This window comes from Staphylococcus sp. GDX8P114P-2, assembly GCF_017892945.1.
GTDB classification, from domain to species: Bacteria; Bacillota; Bacilli; order Staphylococcales; family Staphylococcaceae; genus Staphylococcus; species Staphylococcus arlettae.
In genome coordinates, this window is record NZ_JAESMB010000016.1 from 342,789 (window position 1) to 354,954 (window position 12,166).

12 protein-coding genes are annotated in these 12,166 nt (G+C 33.2%); all 12 read right to left on the reverse strand.

What is annotated here, in order from left to right:
- Positions 1–2: 2 nt before the first annotated feature.
- Complete coding sequence (gene aroA / locus KA845_RS10230; RefSeq protein ID WP_210128032.1) at positions 3–1,301, reverse strand: 3-phosphoshikimate 1-carboxyvinyltransferase; 1,299 nt, start codon at positions 1,299–1,301, stop codon at positions 3–5.
- Between the two features lie 9 nt (positions 1,302–1,310).
- Positions 1,311–2,378: a 3-dehydroquinate synthase gene (gene aroB, locus KA845_RS10235; RefSeq protein ID WP_210128034.1), complete on the reverse strand. Its 1,068-nt coding sequence runs from the start codon at positions 2,376–2,378 to the stop codon at positions 1,311–1,313.
- A gap of 61 nt (positions 2,379–2,439) precedes the next feature.
- Entirely contained in the window at positions 2,440–3,606 is a 1,167-nt protein-coding gene (gene aroC, locus KA845_RS10240) for a chorismate synthase (RefSeq protein ID WP_002511181.1), read from the reverse strand.
- A 231-nt stretch (positions 3,607–3,837) separates the two neighbouring features.
- The gene (gene ndk / locus KA845_RS10245) at positions 3,838–4,287 is read right to left on the reverse strand and encodes a nucleoside-diphosphate kinase (protein ID WP_210128036.1); all 450 of its coding nucleotides are present in this window, start codon (positions 4,285–4,287) and stop codon (positions 3,838–3,840) included.
- A gap of 137 nt (positions 4,288–4,424) precedes the next feature.
- Positions 4,425–5,378, reverse strand: coding sequence for a polyprenyl synthetase family protein (locus tag KA845_RS10250; RefSeq protein WP_210128038.1), 954 nt, complete (start codon positions 5,376–5,378; stop codon positions 4,425–4,427).
- A 25-nt stretch (positions 5,379–5,403) separates the two neighbouring features.
- A complete protein-coding gene (locus KA845_RS10255; RefSeq protein ID WP_002511184.1) occupies positions 5,404–6,105 on the reverse strand; it encodes a demethylmenaquinone methyltransferase in 702 nt (233 codons plus the stop codon).
- The gene (locus KA845_RS10260) at positions 6,102–6,680 is read right to left on the reverse strand and encodes a heptaprenyl diphosphate synthase component 1 (protein ID WP_021458769.1); all 579 of its coding nucleotides are present in this window, start codon (positions 6,678–6,680) and stop codon (positions 6,102–6,104) included. The genes KA845_RS10255 and KA845_RS10260 overlap by 4 nt, the downstream gene beginning before the upstream one ends.
- A gap of 293 nt (positions 6,681–6,973) precedes the next feature.
- Positions 6,974–7,246 (reverse strand): HU family DNA-binding protein, encoded by a 273-nt coding sequence (locus KA845_RS10265; protein WP_002483248.1) that lies wholly within the window; start codon positions 7,244–7,246, stop codon positions 6,974–6,976.
- Positions 7,247–7,415: 169 nt separating this feature from the next.
- Positions 7,416–8,414, reverse strand: a complete 999-nt coding sequence (locus KA845_RS10270) for an NAD(P)H-dependent glycerol-3-phosphate dehydrogenase (RefSeq protein ID WP_002511186.1) — start codon at positions 8,412–8,414, stop codon at positions 7,416–7,418.
- 17 nt (positions 8,415–8,431) lie between these two features.
- Positions 8,432–9,742: a ribosome biogenesis GTPase Der gene (gene der, locus KA845_RS10275; protein WP_002511187.1), complete on the reverse strand. Its 1,311-nt coding sequence runs from the start codon at positions 9,740–9,742 to the stop codon at positions 8,432–8,434.
- Between the two features lie 267 nt (positions 9,743–10,009).
- Positions 10,010–11,191 carry a 30S ribosomal protein S1 gene (gene rpsA / locus KA845_RS10280; RefSeq protein WP_002511188.1) on the reverse strand — a complete coding sequence of 394 codons (1,182 nt, stop codon included), beginning with the start codon at positions 11,189–11,191 and terminating at the stop codon, positions 10,010–10,012.
- A 303-nt stretch (positions 11,192–11,494) separates the two neighbouring features.
- Positions 11,495–12,154 (reverse strand): (d)CMP kinase, encoded by a 660-nt coding sequence (cmk, locus tag KA845_RS10285; protein WP_021458768.1) that lies wholly within the window; start codon positions 12,152–12,154, stop codon positions 11,495–11,497.
- Positions 12,155–12,166 lie beyond the last annotated feature (12 nt).

Consider the following 12,166-nt stretch of genomic DNA (forward strand, 5'->3'; position numbering starts at 1 on the left):
AATTATCCCTCGTTTTCTAATTGTTTTAACTTCGGCAAGAATCCTGGGAAAGAAACATTAACTGCATCAAATTGATTTATTGGCAATGTTTCAGTTGTAAGTAATGACGCAATAGCCAACATCATACCTATTCGGTGATCGGTAAAACTATCGACTGTTGTTGTTTGTTCTAACTGAGATGGATGTATAATCATACCATCATTTGTAGGTTGTAACATGAAACCTAACAAGTTTAACATATTTGCTGTTGTGTCGATACGATTGGTTTCTTTGACTTTTAACTCTTCGGCATCTTTAATCACACTTGAACTGTTAGCTTGTGTACATAATAAAGCAATGATTGGCATTTCATCAATAGCTTTAGGTACTAAATCACCTTCGATATGCACACCTTTCAAGTTAGGTGTATATTGTACTCGAATTGATGCAGTTGGTTCTGCCCCATCAGTTTTGTTAAACAAAGTAATGTTGCCTTCCATTTTTTGTACGATATCAATGATACCTGAACGAGTATCGTTTATGCCAACATTATGAATTGTAATATCACTGCCTGGGGTAATTAATCCTGCAACTATAAAGTAAGCTGCTGAAGAAATATCTCCTGGTACATGGAAATCTGCAGGCTGTATATGATCAATAGCATGAGGTTTGATATTGATTGTAGTCCCTTGTGAGTCAATAGGAATTCCAAAATGGTGGAACATTGTTTCGGTATGGTTACGTGAAATATCGATTTCATTTATCGTTGTTTCACTGTCTGCAAACAAACTTGCAAATAAAATAGCACTTTTTACTTGAGCACTTGCTACTTCCATTTGGAAATCAATACCAGTTATTGTTGCAGGCTTGATAATTAAAGGCGTGTAATTATCGTTAATACCTGAAATATTTGCTCCCATCATTTTTAATGGTTTCATGATACGATCCATTGGTCTCTTACCTATAGATGTGTCACCTGAAATTACAGTTTCTATACCTAATCCACACAACAAACCTGCCACCAATCTTGTCGTTGTTCCAGAATTACCTGTATATAAGACTTGGTGTGGTGTGACAAAATGTTTATAACCTGGAGAATTTATCGTTATGACTTCTGCACTAACAGTAATATCAACACCTAAGCGACGGAATATTTCAACTGTTCGTAAGCAGTCTTCACCCAATAAAGGTTTATAGATGCGTGAAGTTCCACTTGCTAGAGAACCTAAGATGATACCGCGATGTGTCATGGATTTGTCACCTGGCACTTCAATTTCGCCTATTAAAGGGCCATTGACATCAATTATTTCTTTATTACTCAAATGGGTCACCTACTTTTTAAAATATGTTTGTAATTCGTGAAATGCTTGTTTGAGAACGGTTTTGTCTACGTGTTGAACAATTGGTTGTCCATAGTTTTGTAATAAAACCATTTGTACTCCGGCATCGTCATTTTTTTTATCACTTAACATCAATTGATATAGTGAGTCAAAATCAAAGTCATTTATTAATGTTAAAGGATAATCTAAAATATGAAGATAATTAATAAACCGTTGAATATCAAAAGTTGTATTCAAATTAATATTAGATACTATAAATTGATATATTAAGCCAATCATAATAGCGTGACCGTGTGGAATTTTGAATTTATATTCTACTGCATGACCAAAAGTATGACCTAAATTTAAATGTTTACGGACATTATTTTCTTTCTCATCTTGAATAATGATATTTAATTTTGTATTAATTCCATTGTAAATATAAGTTTCGATATCTACTAAGTCACTTAAACGTTGTCTTGAGTTGTACTGCTGTTCTATAGTTTGGACAGCATGACTATCATTTAAAAGCGCATGTTTATAAACTTCAGCATAACCACTAATAATTTCACTATACGGTAATGTTGATAAAAAGTTTAAGTCATAGATAACAGCTTTAGGTCTGTAGAAAGCACCTATTAAATTTTTACCATGTTTAGAATTAATTCCTACTTTTCCACCGACACTTGAATCATGCGCTAGAATTGTAGTTGGGATTTGTATGAAATCCACGCCACGCAATAATGTAGCAGCTAGAAAACCTGTGAAATCACCTGTTGCACCACCACCTACTGCAAGTAAACAAGTATTACGTGTTAGATTTTTACTTAGTAATTCCTCTATTATTTCATTATAATATGCTAATGTTTTCGTAGCTTCCCCTGAAGGTATAACAAGTTTATGCGCGTCATATTCAGAGGTAATGAAATCCAAAGTCTCGCCCCATTGTTCTTCTACTTTAGCATCAACTACGAGCACAATATCTTTGTAGGATTGCACAAATGGATGTAATTGCTGTATAGCATTATGCTCAACAATTATTGGATAATTATTGGATTGATATGTTGTTTCTAATTTCATAGTCTCACCTATCTTATAAATCGATATTTGAAAATTAAATTGCGTGTTAAATATTTGGTGATTAATATTCGATATTTAAAGCGCGACGTTCTTCAACTTGTGCTTGTAATTGCTCAATGTGATTAGATTGGAATTCCTCTAATAGTGCTTTTGCAACTTCAAAAGCAACAACATTTTCAACCACTACACTTGCTGCTGGTACAGCTGAACTGTCTGAACGTTCGATAGAAGCTTTGAAAGACTCTTTAGTATTAATATCTACTGAGTTTAAAGGTTTGTATAACGTAGGAATAGGTTTCATTACACCGTTAACGATAATAGGCATTCCGTTAGACATGCCCCCTTCTAATCCACCTAAATGATTAGAGCCTCTGTGGTATCCATTTGTTTCATCATATAATATCTCATCTTGAATTTGACTGCCTGGTTTTTCAGCAGCATCAAAACCTTCGCCAAAACTTACACCTTTAAATGCATTGATACTCACGACGCCTTGGGCAATTTTGCCATCTAATTTACGATCATAGTGTACATAGCTTCCAATACCAACAGGTAATCCATCTACAATAACTTGTACTACACCACCTAAGGTATCCCCTGCTTTTTTCGCTTCATCAATTTTATCTCTCATAGACTGAGCAATACTTTCATCGATTACACGTACATCATTTTTATCAACGTTAGATTTAATTGTTTCTAAGTCATAAAGACCTTGGTCTTTAACGCCACCAATTTCAACTACACGACTATAGAAATCAATATTTAATTGTTTTAAAAGAATTTTAGAAACTGCACCTACAGCTACTCGTGCTGCAGTTTCTCGTGCAGAAGAACGTTCTAACACATTACGTAAATCGCGGTGGTTATACTTCATACCTCCTACTAAATCAGCGTGCCCCGGACGAGGTTTAGTGATAACACGTTTCATATTTTCTTGCTGTTCTTCGCTTATTGGATCTGCACCCATGATATTTTTCCAATGTGTAAAATCGTCGTTTTTGACGATTAGAGTGATAGGGCTCCCTAATGTATAACCATTACGAACACCAGAAACGATTTCAACCGTATCTTTTTCAATTTGCATTCTACGTCCTCTACCATAACCACCTTGGCGTTTAAACATTTGTTCGTTTATATCTTCAACATTAATTGTTAAATTAGCAGGTACTCCTTCAATAATCACCGTTAATTGTGGGCCATGTGATTCGCCTGATGTTAAATATCTCATATATGCACACTCCGTTCTTTAATACTTTAAATTAATGATATGTTTTCTATCTTACCATATTCAGATAATCATATTAACAGAAAATTTAATAAATAATTAGCTCGATATGATTATTTTAGTTCCAGTGTAACATTGAAAGCTATAAAACGGATATGATATTACTGTTTTAGGCATAAAAAATAAAGGCGAGAATACTGAATTGTATTCCTGCCTTTATACTAATTATTTATATTATTCATAAATCCACGGTTCACGTGTTTGTTGATAATCTGTCAACTCGTCTTCATTGAACCATAAACTAATTTCTCTTTTAGCAGACTCAACTGAGTCAGAACCATGGATAATATTTCTACCTACTGTTAAGCCTAAATCTCCTCTAATTGTTCCAAGTGCCGCTTCAGTTGGGTTTGTAGTACCAATGATATGTCGTGATACACTTACAACATCTTCACCTTCAACAACCATCGCAAATACTGGCGCAGATGTAATAAACGATACTAAACTCCCATAAAATGGTTTATCAACATGTTCAGAGTAATGTGTTTCGGCTAAAGATTTTGGTACTGACATTAACTTAGCCCCTACTAATTTAAGTCCTTTATTTTCAAGGCGAGTAATAATCTCACCAATTAAATTACGTTGTACCGCGTCCGGTTTAATCATTAAGAATGTTCTTTCCATTGTGCGTAAATCCCCCTGTGTTATGTATCACGCTGAATAATTGTTAAATTAACCGCATGAATTATGTTATACGATATATAATCAGCATAACACTATAATAACAGGATGTAAAAGCGCTTTCAATGTTTTTACATAACTTACATACTTCTTTTACTCATTTTTTGTATCAATTTTTTAAATAAACTTTTAGCTTCTTTATTTTGTAAGGACTCAATAAGTGTTAGTGCTTTATTTAAGTATTGATCACTAATGTTTTGAGCCACTTTAATACTGTCAGAGTGTCTTATAATTGAGACACATTCGTCAAAAGCTATTCTTGGACTATCACTATGTAACGCTTCAATTTTTGCTTTAAACATTGGGTTACTGCGCATCTCAAGTAAAACTGGTAATGTGAGATGGCCATTCATCAAATCACTACCTACTGGTTTTCCTAATTGTTTTTCTGTACTAGTAAAATCTAATATGTCGTCTACAATTTGGAAACTCATACCAATATAATGACCAATCATCTTTAATTTACGCACAGTTTCTTCGTCTGCTCCAGAAGAAATGGCACCGACTTCAGTTGATAATTGAATCAAAAGAGCTGTTTTTCTATTGATACGGCGTAAATAGTTAGTTATGGATTGTTTCGCATTAAATTGATCTCGAAATTGAAAGAGTTCCCCTTTACAAACATCTATAATCGCATTAGAGATAACAGCGTGTACATGATTATCAGGAATATACGAAATATAATCCAAAGCAAGTGCTAACAAAAAATTCCCGGTTAAAATTGCTGTGTTTTGGTCCCATTTTTTAGAAATTGTAGGTCTGCCGCGTCGTTTATCACTTTTATCAATTACATCATCATGGACTAGTGTTGCCATGTGAATAAGTTCCAACGCTACTGCAACTCTGTAGGTGTACTCAGTTCTATCTTCACCAAACTGGCTACTTAAGATAACAAATGCAGGTCTAACACGTTTACCCCCAGAAGACAATAAATGGAAAGCAGCATTTTCGAGTACTTTGTCTTTACTAGTGATTGCTAGTTGTAATCGTTGTTCAATTTTCTTTATTTCACTGTTCATATTTAACTTTGCCACGCTAATCACCTTTGGTTGTTTCGTATTATTTATAGCCAAGGTGCATTGCAGCAACGCCACCTGTATAGCTACGTACTTTCATATTGCTGAAACCAGCTTGATTAAATAAACGACGTAATTTCTCTTTGTCTGGGAAATTAAATGTAGATTGTTGTAACCATTCGTATTCATCTTTAGATTTTGCAAAAATTTTACCAAAAATTGGCATTACAAATTTGAAATACATTTTATAAAATTGTTTGAACACAGGTAACGTCGGCTGACTTGTTTCTAAACAAACCACCATACCTCCAGGTTTTAGTACTCGATTCAATTCTTTTAATGTAGCCAAATAATCTGGAACGTTTCTTAAGCCAAAGCCAATAGTTACGTAATCAAATGAATTTGTATCAAACGGTAAGTCCATAGCATCTCCATGAATAAGTGTGATGTTATCTATATCTTTTGTTTTTTCTTCGCCCACTGCGAGCATATTTTCACTAAAATCGACGCCATAAACTTCACCAGTAGTGCCGACTGCTTTGCTTAAAGCAATTGTCCAATCAGCTGTGCCACAGCAAACATCTAATGCTTTTGCTCCTTTAGTTACAGCCATTTCTTTCATCGTATGTTTACGCCATAAAACATGTTGCTCAAAACTTATGATATTGTTTAAACGATCATACTTATTTGATATATTTTGGAATACTGTATGTACTTGTTCTTTTTTAGCATTGTTTTCAGTCATTTTAAATTACCTCTTTTATGAATATAATTTTGTTTTATATTCTTGAAAAATGTATTTTGTTCCTCTTTCGAATATTGTCTTAAATAGAATGATAAATGTGCATCATCATGATTGAACATTTTTGCTTGAATATCAATCGTATTAACATCAGCAATATAATGTTGAATGGTCACAATAGGAAACAGACATTCAATGGTCAATATAGTTTTTTCTATTTGCTGTTTATCTATTTGGTTATGGTGAATAGAAGATTTCAATTCATTTACTTCAACGATTGCTTGGCTAATTTTTGCTTGATAACTAGGGTTGTTTAGTTCAGCTAAAATCGTGTAAAAATGTGCGCTCAACAAATCACCAATTAATATGGATTGTTTAGAAAGATGATCACCTGGAACGGCATCTAAATGACACATTGCTGTGTCAATAGTGAGGCAAGCTAGTTTCGCTTTTTCAGGTATGTCATATGAATCAAGTACGTCACTTAATGCGCGATTAATATGTATAGGTTGATGTAAAGGTACATCAGCAAGTCTTTGTGTAATTTGTTTTTTTAATATAGTATATGTTGATTCCATGTTCACACCTCACGTTATAATCAATATACATAGTAACATTATATGATAGAAATTAAAATCAAGGATGACTAAAATATTTAAGAAAACTTTTTATTCTATATGGTCAGCCTAACTATTATAACATTAAACAAAAAGTTGGTTGCCCAATATGCACTTTCTAACTTATCAATGTTAACAACTTATATATATTTAGACAAAAATAACGTTTTATTTATTGATTTTATATTATATGTATTAATTTATGTAAAAAGAAAAAGCCCCTTTATTAAAGGGCTTTGATGTAAAGTAAAGAATTATTTTACTGCGTCTTTTAAAGCTTTACCAGCTTTGAATGCTGGAACTTTGCTTGCAGGGATATCAATTTCTTTACCAGTTTGAGGGTTACGTCCTTTACGTGCAGCACGTTCACGTACCTCAAAGTTACCGAATCCAATTAATTGTACTTTTTCACCTTTAGAAAGTGATGATTGAATTGATTCGAATACTGCATCCACAGCTAAACCTGCTTCTTTTTTAGTTAAATCAGCTTGTTCTGCAACAGCGTTGATTAAATCAGTTTTGTTCATTACGAATTCACCTCCCCTAGGGTTAATAATGATATCTTAATATCATTATGCTATGACTTTAACACAACAAATATTGCTACTGCAATGATTTATATACGAAAAAGCTTGAATTAAAGGGATTTTTATTTAAAAAAGTAATCTATTGTCTTAATAGTGTAAAATTACTTCGTTATTCGGCTTTTTTTCCACGCTCCATTAAGTACTTAACACTTTCTTCAACAGGTGTATTTTCAAACAACACATTGTATAAAGCTTCGGTAATAGGCATGTCGACATTATACTTTTTAGATAATTGATAAACAGATTTTGTTGTATAGACACCTTCTACTACCATATTCATTTCATCAAGTGCTGTATCTAAAGATTTACCTTCGCCTAGTTTATAACCTAAAGTATAGTTTCTTGAATGGGTAGATGTACATGTAACTATTAAATCACCAATGCCACCTAAACCTAAAAAAGTCATTGGGTCTGCACCTAATGTTTCGCCTAATCGACTAATTTCTGCGAGACCACGAGTCATAAGAGCTGCTTTGGCATTGTCACCAAAGCCCATACCTGCTATTACGCCACTGGCAACAGCAATGACATTTTTTAAGGCGCCACCGAGTTCTACACCGATTAAATCACTATTTGTATACACACGTAAATAATCATTCATAAATAAATCTTGAATTAATTTACTAATAGTTTCACTATTGGAAGAAGCTGCTACTGTAGTTGGTTGTTTGATGACAACTTCTTCGGCATGGCTAGGTCCAGATAAAACGCCAATGCCATCATTATGTTCTGACGAAATTGTATCTTCTATCATTTCTGAAACACGTTTAAAGGTATTGTTTTCAATCCCTTTAGCAACATGGATAAAAATCTTCTTATTAGTGATTAACGCATCGATTTGTCCTAAAACCTCTCTAATTGCTTTAGTAGGTAGGGCAATTAAATATACGTCTGCAAATGTAACTGCTTGCGTTAGATCGTTAGTTGCTTTTATTTGGTGGTTTAATTCTGCATTTTTTAAATATTTGGTATTTACATGTTGCGAATTTATTTGTTCAATTGTTTCATTATTTTTTCCCCACATTAAGACATCATGTCCATTTTCAGCTAAAACGTTAGCTAATGCAGTACCAAAACTTCCAGTTCCATATACGGTAACTTGTACCATAAGTAAATCCCCCCGATTTAATTTCTTTTTCTAGGTAAGATGTGCACTGGTGTGCCCTCAAAACCAAATGCATCACGAATTTGATTTTCTAAATAACGTTTATACGAAAAATGCATTAATTCTACATCGTTAACAAAAATAATAAAAGTTGGCGGCTCTATAGCTACTTGAGTAGCATAAAATACATTTAATCTACGTCCTTTATCGGTTGGAGTAGGATTCATAGAAATTGCATCTGTAACCACTTCATTAAGTGTTGAACTTTTGACACGTTTTTTATGATTTTCACTTGCTTCTTTGATATATGGGAATAACGTTTTTAATCGTTGGCGTTCTTTTGCAGAGACGAACGCGATTTCGGCATAATCTAAGAATTGAAACTCTTTTCGCACTTCATCTTTAAATTTTTTCATTGTATTCGTTTCTTTATCAACAGTGTCCCACTTATTGACAACGATGACAATGGCTTTTCCTTCTTCGTGCGCATAACCTGCGACACGTTTATCTTGTTCTATAATACCTTGCTCAGCATCTATGACTACGAGTACAACATTTGAGCGTTCTATTGCTTTTAAAGCACGTAAGACAGAATATTTTTCTGTGGATTCATAGACTTTTCCTTTTTTACGCATACCAGCAGTATCTATAAGGACAAAATTTTGATCATCATATGAATATTCTGTATCAACCGCATCACGTGTTGTACCAGCAACATTCGACACAATAACACGATCTTCACCTAAAATTGCATTAACTAAACTAGATTTACCGACATTCGGTCTACCAATTATAGAAAGACGAATTGTATCCTCATCATAAGGATCTTCCACATCTTCTTTAAAATGTGTAACAACAGCATCTAATAAATCACCTAATCCTAAGCCATGTGAACCAGAAATTGGATAAGGTTCACCAAAACCTAATGCATAAAAGTCATAAATTTCGTTGCGCATTTCCGGATTATCAACTTTGTTGACTGCTAATACTACTGGTTTTTTGGATTTATATAATAATTGTGCGACTATTTCATCACTTTGTGTTAAACCTTCGCGAATATTCACCATGAAAATAATCACATCTGCTTCATCAATCGCAATTTCTGCTTGTGCTCTAATTTGAGTTTGGAATGGAGCATCTCCAATTTCAATACCACCTGTATCAATGATATTGAAGTCATGAGTTAACCATTCTCCTGTAGAATAAATTCTATCACGAGTAACACCTGGAGTATCTTCGACAATAGATACACGTTCACCCACTACTCTATTAAAAATTGTAGATTTACCGACATTCGGTCTACCGACAATTGCTACTATAGGTTTAGTCATTACCTAACTTCCTCTCTATATTAAATCTCTATAATTCTATCATATGGCATCACTAAAGAAAAAGAAATTTTGAAACAACTTTCCTGAAATTAATTCGGCAGTTTTTTATAAATACCCTTTAACGACGTATATGCTTACATTACTAATATTAATTGTTTTATCAACAAAGTTAATAAATTCTGAAATTATTATAATTTTGAACATAAAATAAATCTTGCCCTTCTGTCAATCAGGACAAGATTTAAGTTTAATATTTAATTGAAAACTTTAAAATTTGAAGTCTTTTAATTTATCTCCAAATACATCTCCTAATGTAGGATTGTCTTCTTCATCGTCACTTGTATCTAAATATGATTTCGTCGTTTCATCATCACTTTCGACAACATCTTCATTTGGTAATGTTGCTTTGATTGATAAAGAGATACGTTCATTTTCGACATCGACACCAAGGACTTTGACACTCACTATGTCACCAGCTTCTAATACTTCGCCTGGAGTACCGATATGTTTGTGACTTATTTCTGAAATGTGAACTAAGCCTTGCACACCAGCTTTAATTTCCACAAAAGCACCAAAACTAGTTAAGCGTACGACTTTACCTTCAATGATATCACCTTCATTGAATTCGCCACGGATAGATTCAAACGGGCTAGGTAAAGTGTCTTTAATAGATAAGGAAATACGTTCACTATCTTTATCTATAGATTTAATTTTAACTTTAACGTCGTCGCCAATAGCAACTACATCTTCAGGTGTTTTAACATGTTCATGTGCTAATTCAGATACGTGAACTAAACCGTCAACACCGCCAATATCAATAAAGGCGCCAAAGTTAGTTAATCGTGCGACTTTACCTTCAATGACATCACCTTCAGTTAGTGATTGGAGAAGTTGATCTTTCTTTTTAGCATTTTCAACTTCTTGTACAGCTTTACGACTAAGAATGACACGATTATTTTCTGGATCTAATTCTTCGACTTTTAATTCTAGAACTTGTCCATCAAAATGAGAGAAATCCTCAATGAAATCAGTTGATATTAATGAAGCAGGAATAAACCCACGTTGTCCAACATCTACTACTAAACCGCCTTTAACTACTTCGGTAACTTTAGCTTCAATAGTTTCATTACTATCTAGTTTTTCTTGTAAATAGTCATAAGATTTCTCTGTTTCTAGTTGTCTTTTAGATAAAATGTAAGCACCTGTTTCGTTTTCGTCGTCTAATTCGACTTTCGTAACATATGCTTCAATTTCATCACCTACGTTTACCGCATCACTTGGATTATCGATATGATGTGTTGATAATTGACTAATTGGGATAATTCCGTTAAATTTACCGCCATTGACATGGACAATCACTTGTTTGTCTTCTAGTGATTGAACTTCACCAGTAATTTTATCTCCCTCTTTAATGTCATTAATCATTGATTCATTAAATTCTTCAGTCATCTTGTCTGCCTCCTTATTACACTACATAATTATAACATCTTACAAAGTAACCAAATTGTCAAGAAATACCACAGCAACCCATGTTTTGTATAAAAACTATGTAAAAGTGAAGCTAGAACTCCACAATTTATCAATTATTTTAGTAGTATATAACAAAACGAATTAAACTATTCTTGCAATTTTTGAAACATATAGTTTCTAAGTACCCTATTTTAATTAAATTATAAACGTAGAATAAGAAAATTTTGAAAAAAAAGACGAAATTCTATAAATCAACTATGAAAATTAATTTAATTGACTTAATTATTTAATATTATTGACCATTTCTAAAATTTCGTTAGTTACTGTTTCAATAGATTTACCTGTAGTATCTAAAGTCAGTGCATCGTCTGCTTTTTTTAATGGTGAAATTTCACGATTCATATCATAATGATCTCGCGCTTCAATTTCTGCTTTTAGTTGTTCGATATTTGATTCGATGCCTCTTAGTTCATTATCTTTTTGTCTACGTTCTGCGCGTTCCTCTACAGAAGCAATCATATAAACTTTTAAATCAGCATTTGGTAAAACGACAGTACCGATATCTCGCCCATCCATGACAATACCTTTGTTATTCGCAAGTTCTTGTTGTTTTTTTACGGCAAAAGTTCTTACAGGCTCTTTTGAAGCAACATATGATACATGATTTGTAACATCATTTTCTCGTAAGAAATCAGTTACATCATTGTCATCAAGTATAATGCGTTGGCCTTTGTCTTCATCATACGTTAAAGACAATGTTGTTGATGCAATAAGCTTGTCAAAATCTTCTGGCTTATTTTGTTGTAAATATTTATATGTTATAGCGCGATACATAGCACCTGTATCTACATAAATCATTGCTAACTTAGCTGCTACTAATTTAGCAATTGTACTTTTACCAGCTGCTGCTGGTCCATCTAATGCAATATTAATTAAATTCATTGTACGAAACCC

What these genes read in the sequence shown, in the direction of transcription:
- aroB (WP_210128034.1), bottom strand. Translation starts at nt 2,378, where the DNA reads ATGAAATTAGAAACAACATATCAATCCAATAATTATCCAATAATTGTT.
- aroC (WP_002511181.1), bottom strand. Translation starts at nt 3,606, where the DNA reads ATGAGATATTTAACATCAGGCGAATCACATGGCCCACAATTAACGGTG.
- ndk (WP_210128036.1), bottom strand. Translation starts at nt 4,287, where the DNA reads ATGGAAAGAACATTCTTAATGATTAAACCGGACGCGGTACAACGTAAT.
- KA845_RS10255 (WP_002511184.1), bottom strand. Translation starts at nt 6,105, where the DNA reads ATGACTGAAAACAATGCTAAAAAAGAACAAGTACATACAGTATTCCAA.
- KA845_RS10260 (WP_021458769.1), bottom strand. Translation starts at nt 6,680, where the DNA reads ATGGAATCAACATATACTATATTAAAAAAACAAATTACACAAAGACTT.
- KA845_RS10265 (WP_002483248.1), bottom strand. Translation starts at nt 7,246, where the DNA reads ATGAACAAAACTGATTTAATCAACGCTGTTGCAGAACAAGCTGATTTA.
- KA845_RS10270 (WP_002511186.1), bottom strand. Translation starts at nt 8,414, where the DNA reads ATGGTACAAGTTACCGTATATGGAACTGGAAGTTTTGGTACTGCATTA.
- der (WP_002511187.1), bottom strand. Translation starts at nt 9,742, where the DNA reads ATGACTAAACCTATAGTAGCAATTGTCGGTAGACCGAATGTCGGTAAA.
- rpsA (WP_002511188.1), bottom strand. Translation starts at nt 11,191, where the DNA reads ATGACTGAAGAATTTAATGAATCAATGATTAATGACATTAAAGAGGGA.
- cmk (WP_021458768.1), bottom strand. Translation starts at nt 12,154, where the DNA reads ATGAATTTAATTAATATTGCATTAGATGGACCAGCAGCAGCTGGTAAA.